Origin of the sequence: Vitiosangium sp. GDMCC 1.1324 (genome assembly GCF_003044305.1) — a bacterium.
Lineage (GTDB): Bacteria > Myxococcota > Myxococcia > Myxococcales > Myxococcaceae > Archangium.
Genome location: NZ_PZOX01000012.1, coordinates 124,329 through 147,361, shown reverse-complemented (window position 1 = coordinate 147,361; position 23,033 = coordinate 124,329). Strand labels below are relative to the sequence as shown.

17 protein-coding genes are annotated in these 23,033 nt (G+C 68.4%); 9 read left to right on the top strand and 8 right to left on the bottom strand.

What is annotated here, in order from left to right; translation table 11 throughout:
- Positions 1 to 334 precede the first annotated feature (334 nt).
- Together DAT35_RS31165 and DAT35_RS31160 are read left to right on the top strand one after the other, a co-directional pair.
- A complete protein-coding gene (locus DAT35_RS31165) occupies positions 335 to 1,297 on the top strand; it encodes a COX15/CtaA family protein (protein ID WP_108071796.1) in 963 nt (320 codons plus the stop codon).
- A gap of 52 nt (positions 1,298 to 1,349) precedes the next feature.
- Positions 1,350 to 2,999: a M28 family metallopeptidase gene (locus DAT35_RS31160; RefSeq protein WP_108072158.1), complete on the top strand. Its 1,650-nt coding sequence runs from the start codon at positions 1,350 to 1,352 to the stop codon at positions 2,997 to 2,999.
- A gap of 4 nt (positions 3,000 to 3,003) precedes the next feature.
- Here the strand turns inward: DAT35_RS31160 and DAT35_RS31155 are convergent, their stop codons facing one another.
- Positions 3,004 to 3,834: a Sir2 family NAD-dependent protein deacetylase gene (locus tag DAT35_RS31155; protein WP_108071794.1), complete on the bottom strand. Its 831-nt coding sequence runs from the start codon at positions 3,832 to 3,834 to the stop codon at positions 3,004 to 3,006.
- Positions 3,835 to 3,845: 11 nt separating this feature from the next.
- A complete protein-coding gene (locus DAT35_RS31150) occupies positions 3,846 to 5,615 on the bottom strand; it encodes a hypothetical protein (protein WP_108071792.1) in 1,770 nt (589 codons plus the stop codon).
- 132 nt (positions 5,616 to 5,747) lie between these two features.
- Here DAT35_RS31150 and DAT35_RS31145 point away from each other — a divergent pair, with 132 nt between their 5' ends.
- From DAT35_RS31145 to DAT35_RS31125, 6 genes are all read left to right on the top strand, one after another.
- A complete protein-coding gene (locus tag DAT35_RS31145) occupies positions 5,748 to 6,368 on the top strand; it encodes a DUF2378 family protein (protein ID WP_158501966.1) in 621 nt (206 codons plus the stop codon).
- 276 nt (positions 6,369 to 6,644) lie between these two features.
- Positions 6,645 to 7,670: a kinetoplast-associated protein gene (locus tag DAT35_RS31140; protein ID WP_108071788.1), complete on the top strand. Its 1,026-nt coding sequence runs from the start codon at positions 6,645 to 6,647 to the stop codon at positions 7,668 to 7,670.
- Positions 7,671 to 7,805: 135 nt separating this feature from the next.
- Complete coding sequence (locus DAT35_RS31135; RefSeq protein WP_108071786.1) at positions 7,806 to 9,572, top strand: M48 family metalloprotease; 1,767 nt, start codon at positions 7,806 to 7,808, stop codon at positions 9,570 to 9,572.
- Between the two features lie 171 nt (positions 9,573 to 9,743).
- Positions 9,744 to 12,545, top strand: a complete 2,802-nt coding sequence (gene ppdK, locus DAT35_RS31130) for a pyruvate, phosphate dikinase (RefSeq protein ID WP_108071784.1) — start codon at positions 9,744 to 9,746, stop codon at positions 12,543 to 12,545.
- A 29-nt stretch (positions 12,546 to 12,574) separates the two neighbouring features.
- Positions 12,575 to 12,715, top strand: coding sequence for a hypothetical protein (locus tag DAT35_RS59240; RefSeq protein WP_158501965.1), 141 nt, complete (start codon positions 12,575 to 12,577; stop codon positions 12,713 to 12,715).
- A 14-nt stretch (positions 12,716 to 12,729) separates the two neighbouring features.
- A complete protein-coding gene (locus DAT35_RS31125) occupies positions 12,730 to 13,551 on the top strand; it encodes a hypothetical protein (protein WP_108071782.1) in 822 nt (273 codons plus the stop codon).
- A gap of 63 nt (positions 13,552 to 13,614) precedes the next feature.
- On the opposite strand, the gene DAT35_RS31120 is transcribed toward DAT35_RS31125, so the two are convergent.
- The 4 genes from DAT35_RS31120 to DAT35_RS31105 all read right to left on the bottom strand — a co-directional run bounded on the left by DAT35_RS31120 (position 13,615) and on the right by DAT35_RS31105 (position 19,181).
- Entirely contained in the window at positions 13,615 to 15,924 is a 2,310-nt protein-coding gene (locus DAT35_RS31120; protein ID WP_108071780.1) for a CHAT domain-containing protein, read from the bottom strand.
- Between the two features lie 45 nt (positions 15,925 to 15,969).
- A complete protein-coding gene (locus DAT35_RS31115) occupies positions 15,970 to 16,770 on the bottom strand; it encodes a hypothetical protein (RefSeq protein WP_108071778.1) in 801 nt (266 codons plus the stop codon).
- A gap of 186 nt (positions 16,771 to 16,956) precedes the next feature.
- The gene (locus DAT35_RS31110; RefSeq protein ID WP_108071776.1) at positions 16,957 to 18,441 is read right to left on the bottom strand and encodes a glycine betaine ABC transporter substrate-binding protein; all 1,485 of its coding nucleotides are present in this window, start codon (positions 18,439 to 18,441) and stop codon (positions 16,957 to 16,959) included.
- The gene (locus tag DAT35_RS31105) at positions 18,438 to 19,181 is read right to left on the bottom strand and encodes an ATP-binding cassette domain-containing protein (RefSeq protein WP_108071773.1); all 744 of its coding nucleotides are present in this window, start codon (positions 19,179 to 19,181) and stop codon (positions 18,438 to 18,440) included. The genes DAT35_RS31110 and DAT35_RS31105 overlap by 4 nt, the downstream gene beginning before the upstream one ends.
- 204 nt (positions 19,182 to 19,385) lie before the next feature.
- Here DAT35_RS31105 and DAT35_RS31100 point away from each other — a divergent pair, with 204 nt between their 5' ends.
- Positions 19,386 to 21,278: a hypothetical protein gene (locus DAT35_RS31100; RefSeq protein ID WP_108071771.1), complete on the top strand. Its 1,893-nt coding sequence runs from the start codon at positions 19,386 to 19,388 to the stop codon at positions 21,276 to 21,278.
- A 30-nt stretch (positions 21,279 to 21,308) separates the two neighbouring features.
- Here DAT35_RS31100 and DAT35_RS31095 read toward each other — a convergent pair whose 3' ends face one another.
- Positions 21,309 to 21,809: a thermonuclease family protein gene (locus DAT35_RS31095; RefSeq protein WP_233261830.1), complete on the bottom strand. Its 501-nt coding sequence runs from the start codon at positions 21,807 to 21,809 to the stop codon at positions 21,309 to 21,311.
- Positions 21,797 to 23,023 (bottom strand): lamin tail domain-containing protein, encoded by a 1,227-nt coding sequence (locus DAT35_RS31090; RefSeq protein WP_233261829.1) that lies wholly within the window; start codon positions 23,021 to 23,023, stop codon positions 21,797 to 21,799. Before DAT35_RS31090 ends, DAT35_RS31095 begins: the two co-directional genes overlap by 13 nt.
- Positions 23,024 to 23,033: the final 10 nt, after the last annotated feature.

Sequence of the window (23,033 nt, the reverse complement as noted above, 5' to 3'; positions counted from 1 at the left end):
GCCGAGGTGGGGGGGCCCCCGACCCACGGAGCGCTTCGAGCGCCGAAGCGCCCGAACTCGAAGTTGTTTCCAAGGCAACACTTTAGCAGATGGCGTGCCAACATTTTCGGGCCCGTTGAGGCCATTTGGAAATCATCCAAGGGCCTCCAGAAGCAGGCAGGCATATCCAACGGTGCATCCATTGGATGTGCCGAAGACGCCGGGGGGTTTCCGGACACCCGGGTGGATATGAGCGGAGGAGGTCCGAGGAAGCAGCCGTGCGGAGTGTAGGCGCGCGGGAGGGAGACACTCGGAGGCGGCGGCCGGGGCCGAAGTGAGTTAGGGAGGGGGCCGGATGAGCTCTCCCGTGTCCTCCCGTGCCTACCGCGTCTTCAGTTGGACCACCCTCGTCTACACCCTGGCCGTGGTGCTGTGGGGCGCCTTCGTGCGCGCCACGGGCTCGGGGGCGGGGTGCGGAGACCACTGGCCGGTATGCAACGGCGAGGTGGTGCCCCGCGCACCGAGCGTGCAGACGCTCATCGAGTACACGCACCGGGTGACGAGCGGGCTGGCGCTGGTGCTCGCGGTGACGTTGTGCGTGTGGGGCCTGCGGGCGCACGCGAAGGGCCACCCGGTGCGCAAGGCGGCGGTCTTCTCGCTCGTCTTCATGCTGACGGAGGCGGCGGTGGGAGCGGGGCTGGTGCTCTTCAAGATGGTGGCGGGCAACGAGTCCATCGCGCGGGCGTGGTGGATGGCGGCGCACCTCATCAACACGTTCCTGCTGGTGGGGACGATGACGCTGACGGCGTGGTGGGCGGGAGGCCGGGAGCAGCTGACGTGGCGGCGGCAGGGCCTGGCGGGGTGGCTGGTGGCGGGGAGTCTGGTGGGCCTGCTGGTGCTGGGGGTGAGCGGAGCCATCGCGGCGCTGGGAGACACGCTCTTCCCGGCGTCGAGCCTGGCGCACGGGCTGAGGCAGGACATGTCGCCCACGTCGCACCTGCTGCTGAGGCTGCGGATGGTGCACCCGATGCTGGCGGTGCTGGTGGGAGCACTGGTGGTGTTCTCGGCGGCGACGGTGGCGAAGCTGCGGCCGTCCCCCGCCGTGAAGCAGGCGGCGATGCAGCTGGGCGTGCTGTACGCGCTGCAACTGGTGGCGGGGATGGTGAACGTGCTGCTGCTGGCCCCGGCGTGGATGCAGCTGGTGCACCTGCTGCTGGCGGACCTGGTGTGGATCGCCCTGGTGCGGCTGAGCGCGGCGGGACTGGCGCTGGGAGCGCCGAGGGCGGACGTGATGAAGCCCGAGCTCTCGCCCACCTGAGCCCCCGAAGGGGCTCGCAATGTCCCCGGGCGCCGTGCGTAGGGTCCATCACATGACCCCGCACACCCGACGAACCGCGCGTCACCTTCGAACCTGGACCTCGCTGCTCCTGCTGGTCCCCACCCTCGCGCTCGCCAAGGGACCCACTCCCGCCGCGCGGCGCTGGTGGTCCCACGTCGAGGTGCTCGGCGCGGATGACATGGAGGGGCGCGAGACGGGCAGCGCGGGCCACCACCGCGCGGCGGAGTACGTCGCGGCGAAGCTCGCGGAATTCGGAGTCCAGCCCGGCGCGGGCCAGAGCTACTTCCAGGAAGTCTCCCTGGTCTCGCGCCAGGTGGCGAAGGCACGGAGCCGGATGGCCCTGGTCCGCGAGGGCCAGGAGCAACCGCTGACGCTCGACCAGGAGCTGATTCTCAGCCCGCTGACGGGCCGCTCGGGACACCTCGACGCGGGGCTCGTCTTCGTCGGGTACGGCCTCACCATCCCGGAGACCGGGCACGATGACCTGGCGGGCCTGGACGTGAAGGGCAAGGTCGTCGTGGTCCTCTTCGGCGGCGCGCCGCCGGGCGTGCCGGAGAACCTCGCCGCCCACTACAGCTCCATGGCCGAGCTCTCCAAGGCCTACACCCGGGCGGGCGCCGTGGGCGTGCTCGCCCTGCTGAACCCGCGCACCGCGGAGGTTCCCTGGGAGCGCATCATCGAGAGCCAACAGCGCCCGGCGATGATGCTGGCGGAGCCCTCGCTGCAGGACATCAGCGACACGTTGATGTTCGCCATCATCAACCCGACCTTCATGAACCCGCTCCTGGCGGGCAGTAGCCATACCTACGAGGAAATCCTGGAGCTGGACGGCAAGCGGAAGCCGTTGCCGCACTTCGCCCTTCCCGTCTCGCTCCGGGGCGATGTCTCACTGGAGCAGTCGCGGCTCACCTCCGAGAACGTGGTGGGGCGCCTGCCCGGGAGCGATGCGGCGCTGGCCGGTGAGTCCGTGGTGCTGTCGGCACACCTGGACCACATCGGCATGACGGAAGCCACCGAGGGGGACCGCATCTGCAACGGCGTGATGGACAACGCCGCCGGTGTGGCCGCGCTGCTGGAGGTGGCCCGGAGCTTCCAGGAGCAGAAGGTGAAGCCGCGCCGCGGCGTGCTCTTCGTGGCCACGACCGCCGAGGAGAAGGGACTGCTGGGCTCGCGCTGGTTCGCCGCGCGGCCGCCGGAGGGCGCGGGCCGGATGGTGGCCAACCTCAACATGGACATGTTCCTGCCGCTGATGCCCCTGAAGGGGCTGGTGGCCTACGGCGCCGGGGAGTCCACGCTGGGCACGCCGCTGAAGGCGAGCGCCGCGCACCTGGGCATCGAGCTCATGCGCGATCCCCAGCCCGAGGCGAACAGCTTCATCCGCAGCGACCAGTACAGCTTCATTCTCGAGGGCGTGCCCGCGCTGTCCTTCGCGGCCGGCTACCGCAAGGGCTCGAAGGAGGAGCGGCTGGAGAAGGACTGGCTCCTCGAGCGCTACCATGGGCCCGCGGACGACCTGTCACAGCCCGTGGACCGCGAGGCCGCCGTCCGCTTCGTGAATCTGCTCGCCGACCTCACCCAGCGCGTGGCCGATGCCCCCCAGCGCCCGAGCTGGAACGCCGACAGCTTCTTCCGGCGCTACGCGCGGACCGAGGGGCCCGTCGCGTCGCCCGCAACCCCCTGAGGGCTCACTCCCGCTCGAGCTCCTCCGCGATTCCGCTCAACGCCTCCAGCGCCCGCAGCGGCAGACCGATGCCGCCAGCGGGAACCTGGGGCTCGCGCACGTTGATGCGGATCAACGTCCCCTTCCTGGCCGCCGCCGCGCTCTCGCAGAAGCGCCTCACGGAGGGGATGGCCGTGCCGGCACCGCACTCGACGACCGCGAGGGTGCCGGGCGCCACCGACTCGAGCCACTGCATGAGCCGCTGCTGCTGGGCCTCGCTGCGCGACTCGTTCCACCCCCAATCCCCGAACATGAGGATGTTGGGCCGCACGAGCGAGCCACAGCGCTGACACGTGGGCAGGGGCGGCCTGGCGCGGAAGGTCTGCGGATCCACATCCACGGAGTACGGAGCCGCGGAGGCAATCTCCGCGCAGCTCCCGAGACACTGCACGAAGTGGATGGAGCCGTGGACCTCGGCGACGCGCTCCTCCGGAAAACCCGCCTTCTGGAACTGGCCGTCGACGTTCGAGGTGAAGACGAAGGCCCCGTGCGGCATGCGCGAGGCCCAGGTGCGCAGCAGGGCGAAGCCGGGGTGGGGAGTCGTCGCACGGTACAGCCCGAGCCGGTGACCGTAGAACCCCCAGGCGAACTCGGGGTCCCTGTCGAACCACTGGGGGTTGGCCATGGACGCGAAGTCGAGCCCGAGCTTCGCGTATGCGGGATAGGCACGCCAGAACCCCTGGGTGCCCCGGAAGTCGGGCAGACCCGAGTCGACCCCCATGCCCGCCCCCGCTCCGATGAGCAGAGCCCGGGCGGAGCGGAGGACCTCGGCGGCACGTCGAAGCTCCTGGCTCATGCCTCGCCCCCCTACAGGAACGAGAACGACACCGGAGTCCCCAGCGCCGAAGGCACGAAGCGCTGCAGCTTCCGGTTGTTGTAGTGAAGCAGCACGAGCGAGGGATCCTCCAACGGCACGTCGAAGGTGAAGGACACCTTCTTCACGCCCTGCTCGTCCGCCTCCAGCACCTTCACCTTCATGCCCTCCAGGGCAACCTCGTGCCCGGTGGCCAGGGGGAAGCGGCCGGAGCGGTGGATGCGCTCGCCAATGGTGGTGAGGAAGCGGCCGCGCTCCAGCTCCAGCTCGAGCGTGGACGGCCCGGTGCGGGTGACGTGGTGCGGGCCCTCGGCGAAGGAGAGGGTCCACCAGGCGCGCGGAAGCGCCTTGCCGGTCGCCCACCACTGGACGGACGCATAGATGCCCACCATCGCGTTCGGCGCGTTGATCAGCACCACGCGCTGCTCGGGGAGACGCTTGAGGTCCAGGTTCTCCTGGAACCGCGTCTGGATGCGATCGTTGCCAGCGGAGATGAGGGAGAACAGGTTGAGGGTGCTCCACCAGACGTACGGAGCGGCGACCACATGGAGCAGCACCAGGGCACCGGCGCCGATGGCCAGGGTCCGCCCGCGCCAGGAGCGCTCCCGCTTGCGCCAGGCGTGGTGCAACACCATGGCGATGGCGACCGCGGCCCCCATGCTGGGCACGAACAGCGTGCGCGAGGACGGGAAGGTGGAGGCCGCGCCCCACGTGGCGAGGAAGGCGCCGGCCAGCAGCCAGCGGACGTGACGGCGCTCCGTCTCCTCCAGGCCGGACCAGGAGGCCCGGACCATGAGCCCCACCAGCACCAGCGCCACGAGCCCCACGATCAGCAGGGGGAGCTCGAAGCGGGCCTCGCCCACGAAGTCCACCGGGGCGTTGAGCAGGAGTCCGCCCAGGTTGACCGGCACCCGGAAGAGCGCCTCCTTCACCCAGGCCAGGGGGCTGTCCATGGGATCCATGTACATGTCCGAGCCCGAGGCGCCGTAGTTCAAGCGGTGGTGCACCCCCATGTAGACGATCAGCACCAGCGCGGTGGGCACGAGGGCGCGGAGCCGCTCTGCGGGCCGCCCCGGGGCAGCCAGCAGCTCATAGGCCAGGAGGTAGGCGAGGACGATCAGCGCCGTCTCGCCCCCCGCGAGGGCCACCGCCAGTGCGAGCACCGAGAGGGGCAGCGCCCAGGTGCGGCCCTTCTCGCGCCACTCCAGGTGCAGGCACAGGCTCACCAGGGAGAAGAACATGGAGACCACCGCGCTGCGGTTGGCCAACCACCCCACCGTGGCGGCATGCGAATCGTCGATGGCGAAGAGCAGCAGCGCGATCGCCCCCACGGCCCCGGGCAACACGCGCCAGAGCAGCACGCCGGCCAGGGCCACCAGCCCCAGGTACCAGAGCACCGTGTGCGCGTGGTAGCCCAGCGGTTGGGTGCCAAAGAGCGAGTAGTCCAGGGTCAGCAGCGCGCTGGAGAGCGGCCGCCAGAAGGCGACCTTGAGATCCGGCACCACCCACCAGGGGAAGACGCCCTTCTCGACGAGCGCATGCTGCGCGACGGCGTCCCCCGCGGCGATGCGGTAGAGGTCGAAGGCGGAATTGGCGAGCGGCGCCGGAGGAGGCACCTTGCCGAGGATGCCGAGGTAGACGAAGTCGTCGGGCATGAAGCCCGCCTTGGCCACCAGCAGGCACAGCGCCAGTGCGGCCCCCAGGGAAACCCAGAGGACGCGGGGGAAGGAAAGCCAACGGTTGGATGGGGGGGAATTCTCCATGACCCGTCCAACATACCAGGAGTGGACACTCGGGAGCCGCCTCCCCGCCCGGGAACACCGCCGGGGGGCGCGCTCAATCTTTCTTCATGAAGGGACAAAAGAGCGGAAATGAGCCGGGTGTGTCATGGAGACATGGAACAGCACACCCACAGCGCCTGGAGCACCTCCCACCACGCCATCCGGCGCGAGCCCGTCGTGTTCGGCCATGCGCTGGAGCACCTGCTGGCCGACGTCGAGTTGCTCCAGCCACGGGCACAGGAGGCGCTCGCCGGACTGGGGCTCTCACTTCACGAGCCCCTCCACGCGGCCTACCCGGGTGCCGTCTGGGTGGGAGCCATCCACGTCCTGTCCGATGCGCTCTACCCGCACCTGAGCCCGTCCCGGGCGCATGTCGCGCTCGGACGGCGCTTCATGGAGAAGACGCTCCAGTCCCGCCTGGGCGCGGCGATGAACGCTCATGCCCGAGCGATAGGCCCCGAGCGCATGCTGTCGCGGCTGTCCCACCAGTTCCGGATGATGAACAACTTCCTCGGCGTCTCGGTGCACGAGCGGCCCGCGCATGCCGGCTGGGAGCTCGTCATCCGGCCGCTCCCGGAGTTCCTCCTGCTGCCCGGCGTCCACGGAGAGCCTCCCCACTTCACCCGCGGCGCGCTCACCACCGCCTTCCAGGCCGCCGGCGTGTCCGGCGTCCGGATGAACCTGGTGGACCACGACGCCACGCTCGGTGCGTCCGTCTTCCACGTCACCTTCTGAGCCGGCGACTCCAGCTACCTCGACCACGACTTCCTGCTCAAGGACGAGGACTGAGGCAGGTACGAGAGCAGGACCCACCAGGTTCCATGGACAGGGGGGTCTGACATCCCAGGTCGGGCGCGCGGAACCCGCGGAAAAGGCCACGCCAGAGCCCCGGCGATGTCAGACCCATTGGGTATTCCTTGCGCATGGCCGCCCGAGAGAGGGGGCCAGGAATTCCCACACCACACCCAGGCCCAACCTGAGAGGGCCTCAACCCACCTGGAGCATCACGCCATGGCCAACCGCACCGCCGCCCGCAAAGTCGCCGCCCGCAACCGTTCCGCCGAGCAGACCAAGGCCGCCTTCGAGGAGCTGGCCCGCAAGAGCCGCAACAAGCCCGTGGTCCCGGCCAAGGAGGAGGAGGCACGTCAGTCCCACGCCAGGAACGTCCTCGCGGATGTGTCCAGCCTCACGGCGGAGTCCGCCGTCAAGAAGGTCACCGAGGCGGGCCTCACCATCAACAAGACGCTGGCCGGCATCAACGAGCAGGTGATGTCGCTCGTCGAGGAGCTGCAGAAGCTCGACGAGGCCATCCAGCTCAAGACCGCGGAGCTGGCGGAGCTGCACGGCAAGGACACCGCCGCGAGCGCTGTCGACGTGCTGGTGGCGGAGTACGACCGGAAGAAGGAGGAGCTCCAGGCGGAGATGGAGCGGCTCCAGAAGGAGATCGCCGACACGCGCACGAAGTTCGCCACGGACCTGGCCACGGAGCGGGACGCGGTCGAGGTCGCGCGCAAGCGGGCCGAGGAGGAATACACCTACAACATCCAGCTCCAGCGCAAGAAGGAGCAGGACGCCTTCGCCGAGCAGCTGCGCCAGCAGGCCGCCACCGAGCGCGACCGCAAGGAGAAGCTCGACAAGGAGTGGGCGACTCGCGAGGAGGCACTGAAGCTGCGGGAGAAGGAGCTGGAGGACCTGCGCAAGCAGGTGGCGGACTTCCCGGTGGCCCTGAAGAAGGAGACGGACGCGGCGGCGGCCATCGCGGGCAACCGGGTGAAGTCCGAGTGGGAGATGAAGTTCACGCTGGCCCAGAAGGACGCCGAGACGGCACAGCGGGTGGCGAGCATGGAGATCTCCTCGCTCAAGGAGACCAACGCGAAGCAGGCGCAGAGCATCCAGACGCTCCAGACAGAGCTGGCCGAGGCCAAGCGTCAGGTCCAGGCCATCGCCGAGAAGGCCCTGGAGTCCGCCTCGGGGGCTCGCGCGCTGGCCGAGGTCCAGGGCGTCATCGCCAGCAGGGACTACACCAAGGGGAAGTAGTCCCCTCTTCTGGACGTAGGCGGCGCCGGGACTGGCACCGCCCTCCCCTCTCGGTGCGCTATGCTGCCGGCGGCTCTGTGCCACGCCGGTCAGCGCCGATCCACGGCGGCCGGTCTTCAAAGGGGGGGTTCTCCGTTGAGAGGCAAGACACTTCTCGCGTCCATCGTCACCCTGACATTCATGGGCGGCTTCGTCTTCACGACGTTCGCCGCCATCTCCATCGCCTCGCGGGGAGCGGGCGCCGCCACCTTCCTGCTCGCCATCGCCGTCACCGTGGGCTGGGCCTTCCTCTCCTGGCTCCTCTCCCCGTTCCTGATGGACCTGGCGCAGCGCTGGCTCTACTCGGCCCGGAACATGTCGCTCGACGAGCTCCGCAACGAGCGGCCCGCGGTGGCCGACTTCGTCGAGCGCGTCTGCCAGAAGCACGGCATCCAGGCGCCCCGCCTCAAGTTCATCGATGACCAGACGCCGCAGGCCTACTGCTACGGCAGCCATGGCAACAACGCGCGCCTCGTCACCACCCGCGGCCTGATGCACTACCTCGACGACGAGGAGCTCAAGGCCGTCTACGCGCACGAGCTCGGCCACATCATCCACCGCGACTTCATCGTCATGACGGTGGCCGCCACGCTGCTCAACATCCTGTGGACCATCTACGTGGTGGCCAAGAACATCCGCGGCAAGAACAACTCGCGCCCCGCCATGCCGCTGGCGCTCGTGGCGCTGCTGTTCTGGTGGGTGTCCCAGTACCTGCTCATGTACCTGTCGCGCACCCGCGAGTACTACGCGGACGAGTTCGCCGCCGCGGAGACGGGCAACCCCAACGCCCTGTCCATGGCGCTGGTGAAGGTCGCCTACGGCATCACCCGGCAGGAGAAGACGGACTTCACGGAGAAGTTCCTCGGCGGCACGCGCGCCATGGGCATCGCCGACCCCAAGTCCGCCGCCAGCGCGGGCTTCGCCTTCCAGGTCGCCCAGGGCTCGCCGTCCACTCCCACGCCAGCACTCGCCCACGCCCAGGCGGGCTCCTCCGTGGCGGCGCCCCTGCCGAAGGAGGGGGCCGCTCCCCTGCGGGCGGCCGTCTCGCTCGAGGGCGTGCAGCGCATCGAGAAGGTGATGCTGTTCGACCTGTACAACCCGTGGGCCGCCGTCAGTGAGATCAGCTCCACCCACCCGCTCACCGGCAAGCGCATCCGCGCCCTCGGCGAACAGGCCTCGGCCCTGGGCCAGCGCCCGCTCATGTCGTTCGACAAGGTGGACCTGTACGGCCAGGCGCTCGACATGCAGCGCATGTACGGCACCTTCTTCCTCGAGCTCGCCATCTACTTCGCGCCCCAGTTGCTCGCGGCCCTGTTCATCATGAGCGGCCTGGTGAGCATGGCCGTGGGTCAGGTGGGCGTCGGAGGGGCGCTCCTGGTGCTCACCCTCTTCGGCATCGGCCTGGGAATGACCCTCAAGGGCTTCTACAGCTTCGGCGCGACGGGCGAGGCCCAGGCCACGTCGGTGCTGGAGCTGATGAGTGACCCGTATGCCTCGCCGCTCAAGGGGCGGCCGGTGACGCTCCAGGGCACGGTGGTGGGACGCGCGGACGCGGGCAACAAGCTCGGCGAGGACATGACGCTGGAGGACCCCAAGGGCGGCCTCATCCTGCTCAACTACGAGTCGCCGTTCGGCCCGCTGGGCAACTGGTGGTTCGCCGCGCGGCGCGTGGGCAAGCTGGCCCAGCAGCGCGTGCAGGTGGTGGGCTGGTTCCGCCGCGGCGTCTCGCAACAGGTCGACCTGAAGCAGGTGCGCACCGAGGACGGGGAGGAGATCTCCTCCTGGACCGGCCTGTGGAACCGGGTGCTCGGAGTGCTGGTGCTCGGGGCGGGCCTGGTCTTCGCCCTGTTCGTGCTCCGGTAGGCCGTCCACCGCCCGCCCGGCTTGCGCGGCCGAGCGCCCCACCCCCAGCTTCCAGGAAAGGGGCCTCGAGAATCGCACGCCGGGCGGTGCTCCCTCCCTCGGAGGGCGTCCTGGCGCGGGAAGTGACGTGGCTCCCCTTGCGTGGTCCTCACGCAGTCCCACGGAGCCCCCATGCCTACCCGTCCCCGGAAGACCCCGCTCCGCAAGACCCGGACCCGGTCCCGCCCTTCACCCCGGCTCGCCCGCTCGCCCCGGAGCTCCCACGCCCGCCCGGCCTCCCGGGAGAAGTGGGTGTACCTCTTCGACGAGGGCCGCGCGGACATGAAGGACCTCCTCGGCGGCAAGGGGGCCAACCTCGCGGAGATGGTCCGCATCGGGCTCCCCGTGCCGCCCGGCTTCGTCGTCACCACCCGGGCCTGCAACGCCTTCCTCTCCGAGGGCAGCCGGTTCCCCGAGGGCCTCTGGGCGCAGGAGCTCGCGGCCCTGCGCAAGCTGGAGAAGCGGACCGGCCGCTCGTTCGGGGACCCGGAGAACGCGCTGCTCGTGTCCTGCCGCTCCGGCGCGAAGTTCTCCATGCCCGGGATGATGGATACCCTGCTCAACCTCGGGCTGAACGACGCCGTCGTGGAGGGTCTCGCCTCCGAGACGGGGGATGCGCGCTTCGCCCAGGACGCCTATCGGCGGCTGGTGCAGATGTTCGGCACCGTGGTGCTCGGACTACCCCATGAGCCCTTCGAGCAGGTGCTGGAGCGGTACCGGCACCAGCGGGGCCTCCAGAACGACTCGGCGCTTCCCCTCGAGGACCTGAAGGCCATCACCGAGGCCTTCCAGAGCCTCATCCGCGAGAAGGCCGGCCGCGACTTTCCGCAGGACCCGGTGGAGCAGCTCCGGTTGGCCACCGAGGCCGTCTTCCGCAGTTGGAAGGGCAAGCGCGCCGTGGACTACCGCAACGCCGCTGGCATCCCGCATGACCTGGGGACGGCGGTGAACATCGTCACCATGGTGTTCGGCAACCGGGGGGAGGACTCGGGCACGGGCGTGGTGACGACGCGCAACGTGTCCACCGGCGAGCGGGAGATGGAAGGCGACTACCTCTCCAACGCCCAGGGCGAGGACGTGGTCTCGGGCGCCCGCCCCACGCTGCGCATCTCCGCCCTGAAGGAGCTGCACCCGAAGCTCTACGCGCAGCTCGGGCGCATCTGCCAGAAGCTCGAGCGGCACTTCCGGGACGTGCAGGACGTCGAGTTCACCATCGAGCAGGGCAGGCTCTGGGTGCTGCAGACACGCGATGCCAAGCGGACGGCCCAGGCGGCGGTGCGCATCGCGGTGGAGCTGGTCGGGGAGCGGCTCCTGCGCCGCGAGGAGGCCGTCCTCCGGGTGAAGCCAGAGCAGCTCGACTTCTTCCTGCATCCGCAGTTCGCGCCCGACGACAAGAAGGCGGCCCGGGAGCGGGGGGACCTGCTCGCCACGGGGCTGAACGTGTCACCCGGAGCGGCCAGCGGCGTGGTGGCCTTCGACGCCGACACCGCCGAGCGCTGGAGCCGGGAAGAGAAGAAGGCCGTCATCATGGTCCGGCCCGAGACGAAGCCGGACGACGTGCACGGCATGCTGGCGGCCCGGGGCATCCTCACCAGCCGAGGCGGGCGCACCAGCCACGCGGCGCTGGTGGCGAGACAGTTCGGCAAACCCGCGGTGGTGGGGGTCTCGGAGATGGAGGTGGACTGCGAACGGCGGCAACTCACCGTGGCCGGGCGCGTGCTGCGCGAGGGGGACACCGTGTCCATCGACGGCACCACCGGCGAGGTCTTCGCGGGCCGGCTCGAGACCCTCATTCCGGACCTGAAGGACCCCTACATCCTGAAGCTCCTGAAGTGGGCCGATGACTTCCGCGAGCTGGGCGTGTACGCGAACGCGGACTACCCGCGCGATGCCCGGAAGGCCCGGGAGCTCGGCGCGGAGGGCATCGGGCTGTGCCGCACCGAGCACATGTTCTTCGAGAAGGACCGTCTGCCACACGTGCAGCGGATGATTCTGGCCCGCACCGACGCCGAGCGTGACGAGGCGCTCGCGAGGCTGCTGCCCTTCCAGCGGGAGGACTTCCTCGGGCTGTTCCGGACGATGGAGGGCCAGCCCGTCACCATCCGCCTCCTCGACCCACCCCTGCACGAGTTCCTCCCCAACCACGACGGCCTGCTGCACGACGTCACCGAGCTGGAGACGCGGCTGGAGCTGCGGAAGGGAAGGCCCGGGACGGCGGAGCTGGAGGAACAGCTCGCCCGGAAGCGGCGCATGCTGGAGGCGGTGGAGTCGATGCGCGAGGCCAACCCCATGCTGGGCCTGCGCGGGGTGCGGCTGGGCATCCACCTGCCGTCGCTCGTGCGCATGCAGGTGCGGGCCATCCTCGAGGCGGCCTGCCAGTGCGCCCGGGAGGGCATGCGCGTCCTGCCGAAGATCATGATTCCGCTCATCGCGCACAGCAACGAGCTGCGCGTGGAGAAGGAGACGCTCGAGTCCGAGGCCCGCGCGGTGATGAAGGAGCAGGGCCAGAAGGTGGCGTACCAGTTCGGGACGATGATCGAGGTTCCCCGGGCGGCGCTCACGGCGGATCAGATCGCCGAGGAGGCGGAGTTCTTCTCCTTCGGGACGAACGACCTCACCCAGACGACCTACGGCATCTCGCGCGACGACGCGGAGACAGGCTTCCTCAGCGAGTACTTGCACAAGCGCATCCTCCCGGAGAACCCCTTCGCCACGCTCGACCAGCGGGGCGTGGGGTCGCTCATGGAGCTGGCGGTGAAGCTCGGCCGGAAGACGCGGCCGGGGCTGGACCTCGGCATCTGCGGCGAGCACGGCGGAGACCCGAAGACGATCTCCTTCTGCCACCGGCTCGGGCTCGATTACGTGTCCTGCTCGCCGTACCGCGTGCCCATCGCACGGCTGGCCGCGGCCCACGCCGCGCTCGCCTCCCGGTAGTAGGCAGGAGTGCACCTCGACCAACGTCCATGGCCATCAAGCCCGGGGGACTCGAGGACTCCTGGATCGAGCCTCCCACGGTGGACGATCCGGTGCTCCTCCAGAGTCACGTCCAGCGGGCCAATCACCACGTGCGTGCGCAACCTGGAGCATCCCTCTTCGGGGTGTGAAAACATCGGGGGCCATGGACTCACGCTCTGCCCGCCCCCTGCCGCGCCTGCGGTGGCTGCTCGCACCGCTGGCGCTCCTCTCACTCACCGGCTGCTTCGATCTCCTCCAGGAACTGTGGATCCTCCCCGATGGCTCGGGACGCGTGGTGTTCGACGTGGGCCTGCCGAAGTCGTTCCTCGACCTCGCACGGGCGAGGGGGAAGGACCCCTTGGAGGAGATGCGCGCGGAGGCCCGGGCCACCGAGGAGGACCTGAAGAAGGACCCGGACGTGACGAAGTTCGAGTTCCGGGAGTACGAGCAGGACGGGCAGCAGCACCTCGTCTATGACCTGACGGTGAAGGACGCCACCCGGCTGGGCGAGTTGCAGAAGCGGGCGATGGACCGCAGCACCACGGCGAAGCAGGGAAAGGCGGAGTTCGCCTTCCGCATCGAGCGCCGGGGGCTCGGCGAGTACGTCTTCGTGCAACAGTTCGGCGAGCCGAAGGAGCAACCCGGGACTCCGAATGGGACGAAGAATCCGGCGGAGCAGGCAGCCAGGGATTTCGGGACACAGATGGCCCGGGCGCTGCTCGGCAACCACTACTACATCGTCCGAGTGCACGGACAATCCATCCCGGAGACCAACGGCACGCTCAACGAGAAGAAGGACACCGTGGAGTGGAAGTACAACCTGGTGGACCTGGCGAACGAAACCAGCAAGGGCACGGAGCTGCGCGCGGTGGTGCAGGCCGGACCTCCGCTCTGGTTGTGGCCTGTCGTGATTGGCGTGCCACTGCTCGTGCTGGCCCTGGCGGTGATGGCGGCCCGGCGGCAACGGGCCCGGCGCGCCATCTGAGCCGACAACCTCCCGACCACACCTTTCGTGGGAGGAACACCAACCCCACCTCCTGGCCGGCGCTCAGGCTGGCGGAGTGACCAGAGCTCCCGCCCCACCCGCCACGGATGTGCCCTCACTGGCCTCCCCCGCGAGATGAAGGGAGGACAGGGCGAAGGGCAGGTACACGAGCCCGAGTGGGTTGAAATCGTGCTGCAGGATGCCGAGGCGCGCCTCGCGCACGGAGGCACCCAGCGACAGTCTCCGTCGCAGGAAGGCGTCCATGAAGCGGGAGGCGAAGCCAACCGCCAGAGGCTCGAAGATGGTGACCTCCGTGCCAATTACCCCCGCCGCTCCGGCCCGCTCCACGAAGCCCGATACGAGCTCGATGGCCTGCTCGGGCTCGAGCTCGGTGGTGTGACAACCGTTGATGAAGACCAGCGGATGGGGAGCTGGGTCGCGCCAACGAATGTCATACACTCTCAAGGTATCCCGAAAGATATACGGGTCGGTGAGAGGGCCGACTTGCAGGAAGGGCGCCCGGGTCTCGGCGTCGACCCCGCCATGGCAGTAGAAGTACACGAGGTGGCTGCCCTGCTGACGAAGCAACTCCAGGGCCTTCTCGCGGCTGCGGGCGACCTGGATGGGCGCCACTCCCGACATGGCCTGCAGCCGCATGAGATGGTTGTCGCGCAATACGAAGTCGGGGTCCTCGGACACGGCGATGAGCAACGCGGGCGTGTCACGGATGCGCAGCACGCCGGGTAGATCCATCAGCCCCCGCTCGCCCTGGGCCGCCATGCCGAAGGGAAGCGCAAGGGTGTGCCGGAAGCCCCAGAAGCCACTCGGACAGACCACATCCCGGTCTTCGCGGTGAGGACAATCGCCCTGGAAGCACGGACTCTTCTCCAACGGTTCGCTGGCCACCGAAGCGCGGATGAACGCCTCGCACAAGGTGAAGTCCTTCAACGCCACGTCGAGACGATGGTCGTAGAAGATCGAAATAGGCACCAGGTGACGGGCCCCCTGCTTCAGGGCGAGTTGGATGTGCCCGGGAAGGCGCATCCGCTCCCGCAGCGCATCCGCACCGTCCGCGCCCTGGCCGAGCTGCTCGGCCACACGGTCATACAGTTGGCGGCCAATGCGCGCCATCATCACGAGGTCCTCGCGCAGCCGCGCCTCCGACTGCGCGCCCTGGTAGCGGTAGGGAGGACGCGAGGGGAGCGCCTCGTAACGCTCCTTGCTTCCCCAGGAAGCGCGCCGGAATGCCCCACGCGCCAGACTGATCATCTCCTGGAGCATGGCGTCGTCCAGGTGGACCGAGGAGCGGTAGTCATCGCCGCCCACGAACCGGAAGCCATGGGTGCCCCAGTCGTCGTCGTTGAGCAGCACGCTGAGCGTAGCGGAGCCGAGTTGGCGCAGGTGGGTAGGGCTGAGGGTCTGGGAGAGGGCGTAGTCCACCCGGGAGCGCAGCGCCTCGCTCTGGCGCTGGGGCTGCTCCGCCACGGTGAGCACTACGTCACGTGACTGCACCAGGAGCCCTTCATGATGGATGTTACAGCGCAGCCGGTAGGTGCCCGGCGCCTGGGGCGTGCGAAGCGGGAAGAACAATCGCCGGTCCGCCAACTCCCGCGACTGAAGCGCCGGAGGTACGCAGGCCGGGCGCTCCACCACGACGCGGCCATCACCCTCGATGCACAACACTCCTTGATCCGCGTCTGGCTGCAGCACGAGCCCCCCCGGGCTGCTGAACAGCACGACCCGGAGCCGTGCTCCGGACGGCAGATCCTCGGGAAGAGATACGGGCTCATCCTCGATGGAGCCCTCGATCCACGCGCCCACCTCCAGCCAGAAGAAATATGCGTGGCTGGTGACGAGGCACTGGTCCGAGGCCAACGGGCTTTCGGGCCGTTCGGCCTCGCTGAGCCCGGTGTTCACCAGGCGGGAGGGGGAGGACGGCTCCGGGTCGGACTTGGGGTCCCCATGAGAGAGGGTAAAGGACAGAGGCGGGGCCCCGTTGTTGTCGCTCGACCCACGAGCCACCTGGGGAAAGACCTCGCCGGCCGGGAACCGGAGACTTTCGAGCCCCTTCCAATGGCCCTCCTCTTCCCACAGACGGGCCACGCGGTCGATGTCACCCACCCGCGATGGCCGCTCCCGGCGGAGCAGGTCCCAGAAGTACGAATGGATGTGACGCTCTCGGTCCAAGGTGCCGATGAATCGCGCGAGCTTGGAGCTGGAAGGAACACGATCCCCTCGCAGCTCCTTGGGCAATCGATACCTACCTGAGAGGGAGTGGAGGAGTCCAACCAGGAAGCCATTCAGCTTTCGTCCTGGAAACAAGGACACGAGCAGCCGCGCCAGCTCCATGTGCCGCTTGTCATCATCTGACATGGTCCGTCCTCCTCCACCCCAGTGTCAGTCAGTTCTGGCCGGGCCTCAGAAGCCCTCGAGGTCCAGCAGACCGCCCTCGTCGAGGAGGGCGGAATCGCTCGGCATGACACCTCCAGCGGCATCGAGCGCCATCGCGATGGCACCAGGCTGGGAGGCGAACAGGGTGATCTCCCCGTTCTTCACGCCGATCTCGAAGCACTTGAACCCGAACACGAGCTGCTTTTCGCCCTTGTATGTCACCGTGCTCTGGCTGCTGACCGAGGCCTCCACCTTCAGCTTGCCGCCGACGACCTTCTGGATCTCCGGCACGTCGAGCTGGATGCTGCCACCACCCGACTTCTCGGCCGCGACAGTGAACTCATTCGACTTGATGACCTGGGTAATCACATACAGGCGCCCATTGCCAAGTACGTACTGCTTCAGCACCGGGTTGTCGGCATCCACCTCGGCCATCTTGAGGAACTGACCCACGGCCAGGGGCTCAACGGAGTCGGCCAGGACGTTGCTGAACTCGAAGCGCACCTTGCGCGCTTGGTTGTACTGGGCCTCGATACCGGCCCCGGCGCCGAACTGCGCCAGCACGCTCTTGAGGATGTTGATCCCAATGCTGAACGACAGGTTTTCCGTCTTCTGGCCGTTGATGCCAGCCGCGGCCTGGTCTCGGGTGATGGCTGGAGGCTCGGATGGAGGTTGGGTGATGAGCTTCTCGAGCGAGCCGAGGTATTCCACGGTCCCTCGCTGCTGACCCAGCAGATGCAGGGGCTGGATTCCTTCACGCGGGAGCCGGACGACGTTGTAGCCGAGACGCTTGAGATAGGTGATGGCGGGATCACTGCACAAACCCATGGACTGCTCCTTGCGAGAGATGAGGAAACATCCGGGTCGCCCCCCAGGGACAGCGCCCTGCCAAGGGCTCCTGAACCCTAGCACCAGTCTCGACATCTCCAAACCGCCTGCGTCGCGCGGGCGCTCATCGCCGCATGGCGTCAAGACGTGAGACGAAACTGAGACTTGCCTCACAGCCGGATGAGCCTACAGCCGCAGCCCCCGGGGCACCACGAGCCGCTCGATGAGCTCGAACAGCCCGCTGACGAGCAGCGCGAGCACCGCGGCGGGCACGGCCCCCTGGAGGATGAGCGCCGTGTCATCCAGCCGGATGCCGGTGAGGATGGGCTGTCCGTAGCCCCCGGCACCAATGAGGGCCCCCAGTGTGGCGGTGCCCACGTTGATGACGGCGGACGTCTGGATGCCCGCGAGGATGGACGGGGCCGCCATGGGCAGCTCCACCAGGCGCAGGCGAGCACCCGGCGGCAGCCCGAGCGCCTCGGCGGACTCGCGCACCTCCGCGGGAATACCCGAGAGCCCCGCCGCGGTGTTCCGGATGATGGGCAGCAGGCTGTAGAGGAACAGCGCCACGATGGCGGGCCTCGAGCCGATGCCCAGCAGCGGAATCATGAACACCAGCAGCGCCAGGGAGGGCACCGTCTGGATGATACCCGCCAGCGCGAGCACTCCCTGCCCGAGCCTCGGCCTGCGCGCCGCCAGCACGCCCAGCGGCACCGCGACCGCGATGGCCGCCAGCAGCGACAGGCCCACCAGGAACAGGTGCTCGCGCGTGTGGCGCCACAGGCTCGCGAGGACGCTCTCGTCACTCACCGTCACCGTCAGGCCGAGCTCCCGCTCCAGGAACATGGCGGCCACCTGGGACTCGGGGACACGCTGAAGTTTCGCCTGGGCGTTGAGCTCCACCATCTCGGGCTCGGAGATGCGGCCCTCCAGCCGGCGGAACGCGGCCACCACCTCGGGAGCGCGCTCGGCCAGGTCCGCACGGTACACGAGCACGGCGTCGTACGCGGGGAAGTGCCTCAGGTCGTCCTCGAGGACGCGCAGGTGGTAGTACGCGATCTCCGCGTCGGTGGAGTACAGGTCGGTCACCTGGATGGCTCCGCTCTCCAGGCCCCGGTAGGCCAGATCGTGGTCCAGCCCGCGCACGTCCCGCTGGGGCAGCGCATAGCGCGAGCGCAGGGCGGGCCAGCCGTCGGCGCGATCCATGAACTCGTTGCTGAAACCGAAGCGCAGCTCCGGGTGCTGGCGCAGGTCCGAAAGAGTCCGGATGCCCAGACGCTCGGCCTCGGCCTCCTTCATGCCGAGCGCATACGTGTCATTGAAGCCCAGGGGCGCGCTCATGCGCAGCCCCTCGGCGGCGAGTGCCTGACGCAGGGCCTCGTCATCGGGCAGGGGCCGGCCGGCGAAGATCTCCTGGCGCAGCGTGCCGGTGTACTCGGGGTAGACGTCGATCTCCCCGCGCCGCAGCGCCTGCCAGAGCACCTGGGTGCCTCCGAGCTCGCGCCGGTGCTCGGCCCGAGCGCCGGTGCTCCGGGCGAGCTGCATCACCATGTCGCCGAGGATGACGGACTCGGTGAACTTCTTGGAGCCCACGCGCACCCCACGTTCCTCCGAGGAGGCACCGGAGCACGCGGCGAGCACGAGCAGCAGACAAGCGGCGAGCCCCCTCATGAGTGGTGGCCCTCGAAGGGCAGGCGCTGGGCCTGGAAGAAGCGCGTGACGAACGGGTCCGCGGGAGCACGCTCCAGCTCGGCGAGCGGGCCCTCCTGGACGATGCGGCCCTCGCGCATCAACACCACGTGGTCACCGAGGAAGGCCCCCTCGCCCAGGTCATGGGTGACGAGCACCACCGTCTTGCCGAGCCGGGCGAAGATGTCGCGCAGGTCTCCCTGCAGCTCGTAGCGGATCATCGGGTCCAACGCGCCGAGCGGCTCGTCGAGCAGGAGCACATCCGGGTCGAGCATCAGCGCGCGCATGAGGCTGACGCGCTGGCGCTGTCCCCCGGAGAGCTGGCCCGGGTAGCGGCCGAGGGCCTCCGAAGGAAAACGGGTGAGCTCGACGAGCTCGTGCAGCCGGGCGCGGACGCGGTCCCCGGACCACTTCAAATAGCGGGCCATGAGGGTGGCGTTGCCCTCGGCCGTGAGGTGCGGGAAGAGCCCACCACCCTGCAAGGCATAACCGATGCGCTGGCGGACGGTGAGCAGGTCCTCGTCGCGCAGGGGCTGGCCCCGGAAGAGGACGCGACCGGTGTCGGGCCGGAGCAGGCCGTTCATCAGGCGCAGCAGGGTGGACTTGCCACAGCCGCTCGGGCCGAGAAGAACGGTGGTGCGACTCTCGGGCACACGCAGGTCGAGCGGATGCAGCGCCCACGTCTCACCGAAACGCTTGGACACGCCCTCGAGCGCGAACACCCAGCACCCTCCTCCGGCCGTGCGGGCCGTTTCCAGGTCATAGCGCGATTGCCCTCGGGCCCGAGCCCTCTTCACCGAGAACGCCACCGCGCTTCCCTCACAAGACACCTCTGACACAGGGGGTGCCGCGGATTGCACCCAGGAAACGGGTAGCCCTACAGTCAGCCCTGGTCGAGATTCCTCCATTCAGAGCGGGAGCACCACATGGCCTGGGCAAAGTTCAAATGCATCAAGAAGGCCTGCGGCCGGATCAGCATGCAGAAGCACGACGTCTGGTCCGCCAAGTGTCCCGGATGCAACACGAACACCCTGGCTCCCATGGGGCAGATTATCTGCCAGAACTCCAATCAGTCCGGCGACACCTACGGCGTCGGCATGGCGCTCGTCGTGGAACCCTCCAGCCGCCTCATCTTCGTGACCTCCCCCGAGGACACGGGCTGCCTGGAGAAGCTGGAGCTGTACCGGGGGCTCGGCGTCCCGAAGGAGCGGCTCGTCGCCCTGGTGGTCTGCAGCGCGGATTACCAGCAGGAGACGGAGAAGAAGAAGCGCGACGACCTGGAGCGGCTCGCGCTCGTGCGCCCGCTGCCCGTCGGCAACGGGCGGGCCCAGGACGGCAAGCGCTCGTATGATCCCAACCAGGTCTGCAAGTGGCTCGTCAACGCCAGGCTCTTCGAGAAGGAAGGCGGGCCCCAGAAGGAGCAGGAACAGAGGGCCCTGTTGAAGCAGTGGTACGAGACGGCCGGATTGCCCTACATCAACGCCAAGGAGTGCGCCAATATCGTCGAGGTAGGCGCGAGCACCCGCCTCGTCGCGAAGAAGATCCGCAACGACAAGCTCCCCTCGGTGCTCCGCTCCATCTGGACCTCCATCAACCACTCCGCCCTGCACCAGGACGCGGCCGGCCGCTCGAAACGGCTCGCCCACACGCTGGCCGCGACGGAGCTCAAGAAGAAGCCCAACGGAGTCATCCTTCTCTGGGTGCGCAGCCTCAACAAGAAAGAGCGCGAGGAGCTGGGCAAGTTGTCCGCCCAGGACCTCGAGGACCTCAAGCAGCGCAAGCAGCGCGGGCATCTCGTGGACGAGCTGTTCTGGAAGCTCCACGGCAAGAAGCGCAACCCGCACCACTTGATGACACCGCAGCTCTTCGAGACCGTGCGCTTCATCGCCCAGAAGATGAACTTCAGTGTCATCCCGATCGGCGACGAGCTGTTCTTCGACGAGTACCTGGCCGTGAGCTCCAAGAAGGAGGCCTCGGCCTACCAGAAGGGGGAGGAGAGCAACCTCATCAACTTCTGGAACCGCCATGAATGGTTCGGCGGTCCCAAGCGGCGTATCCGGCAGCTCTTCCTGCTGTGGCAGCTCTTCCGGCGCCTGTCGGCACAAGGCATCCCCCTCGTGCAGATTGGCCTGCGCTCGGGCGAGATGGAGAAGGCAGCCTACCTCGGCGTGCCCACCATCTACCTGGAGGAAGGGACCTCGGAGACCGGTGCACGCATGCTCCCGGTGACCGTGGGCGGCTCCTTCCCGAAGGCACGGGAGAACGAACTGGATGATGGCATTACCCAGTGGTGGCAGGACGCCAGTGCGTTGAGCAGCAACAAGAACCCGGTCACTCTCGAGAAGAGCCTGGCGGAGGCTCGCGAGAAGAAAACCAAGTTCCCCAACAACCAGTACTGGCAGAACCGGGTGACGACGCTGGAGACCGAGCTGGCCGATGCCAAACAGAAACACACCCAGCTCCACAAGGACCGGATCGCTCTTCAGGAGAAGCAGCTGGATGCGTTCCTGTTCTCGGCGACCGACCACTCGGCGCTCCACGACGCGCTGGACGGGGGCTACCCCTTCTTCTTCCGGCTGCTGACGAAGAACGTCATCGGCCTGTACGGGGCCAATGAGCAGTCCTCGTTGGACAAGCTCAAGGTGTGGCTCGACGAGCTCTATGCACAGGGGAAGCCGAAGACCTCCTGCCCCGCGACCATCCTCAAGGGCACCCTGACCGAGCTCGAGATCGATCTCCTCTACAGCACGCTGCAGGGAATCCAGGTGCAGTTCAAGGACTACAAGAAGAAGTTCCTGCCCTCCGCGTACCTGGTGTGACCTTTTCAAACGGAGAGGGTCTTCCCCTCCTCACCGTGCACACGGGACGGCGGAGCACGTGCCCCACATCCCACGCCCGGCCTGCCGAGCCGAAGACTCGAGCGCCTCGAATTCCGCGCGCCGCGACCTGCCCGCGGGAGACACGTAGAGGACACAGGCATATCCACCCTCGGCGAGGAGCGAGTTCACCTCGCGCCCGTCCACGGACACGTACGCGAGCAGCCGCCCATAGCGGTCGGTGCACGCCTCGCCATACTCCAACCGCACGTTGCGCCCCTCGACGAGCGAGCGGTTGAAGTCGCGGGCCTCGGAGCCGAAACACTCGTGCTTGCCGTTCGTCGTCTCCGGGGTGTCCACGAGCAGGTAGCGCACGCGCTCACCGCTCTGGAGCACGAGCGTGTCACCGTCCACGACCCGCGACACCACGCCCGCGCCCGGGCCACAGGCGGACTCCGAGCCGCACGCGCACAGGCAGATGAGCACCAGCCCGAGCATCACCAGGAACACCCGCCAGCCACTCACGGAGCGCATGGACGATTCTCCGCTCCGGGGGTGCCCCAGTCGCCCAGGCCATAGCGAACATCCTTGGGGGTCAGGCAGAAGCTCTCCGGCGCATCGTTGCGCGCGGAGTCCCTGAGCGCCGGGTCGAGCTGCCGGGACACACCGGGCGTCGCGGCGCTCATCCACGACACCTCATCGAGCAGCACCTCGTTCAGGGACAGGCGAAGCGCATGCGCCTCCGGGCTGTTGCTCAAACCAAACGAGAAGGTCCCCAGCACCGGAGGCAGTCCCCCGTTGACCGTGGAGTCGCCGTTGCGCGCGAGCACTCCGTACGACCCCGCCCGCAACTCCAGACACCTCGAGTCGCCGAGCACGGCCCGGCCACTGCCCTCGTTGGCGAGGATCACACCATTGAGGTCCACATCGCGCAGGGCATACACCTCCACCCACTCACCCGAGGTGTCCGCCACGGCCTTGGGATCGGCCATGACTTCCGTGAGGACCAGGTCACCGGGGCGGGGACGCGACAGGCTCCGGGATGTCCCCATGCGTGGAGAGAGGCACGTACTCGCAGGCACTCCCGCATCCGGGTTCACCCCCGCGTCAGCGGACACACCGCCATCCGAGCCTCCGAGCGGACTCGCACAAGCCGGGTTCGCTTCACCGGGGCTCGCCCTCGTTCCAGTGCCCGAAGCGGAGGCAGGTGCGTCACACCACCGGCTCGCGTCGTCGTTGTCCGCCGCGTCCGGGACGAGCCTTCCGTCGTAGATGCGCGCCACACCAGAACGGATAGGCCCGCTGTAGTGGACCTCATCCACGACGACGTCCCCACAGCGCAGCCCGACGAGCCCTCCCGAGTTCCCCAGGGAGCCCAGGGTGTCACCATACGCGTGGTCCACGTGGGCTGGAGGAGCTCCGGAGCGCACGTCCCCGAGCACCACGTAGTCACCAGCCGCCACGGGCACGGACGCCTCGAAGAGGTACGCCCGCTCCTGTGAGCCATCCGGGCGCGCCGCGTAGAGCAGCAGCCCGCGCAGGTCCACCGCCGAGCGCCCGGGGTTGTGGAGCTCCACCCACTCCTGCCCGGTGTCGGCGCCCTCGGGGTCCGGCAGCAGCTCGGTGATGACGACGTCTCCGGGCTTCCACCCCTCGCAGGCGGGCTCCGAGTCCGTGAAGGGAAGGTCACAGGCACCACTGGCAAGCACCAGGGCCATGGACAGACAACGAATGGGTACGGATTGCATCAAGGTCGGC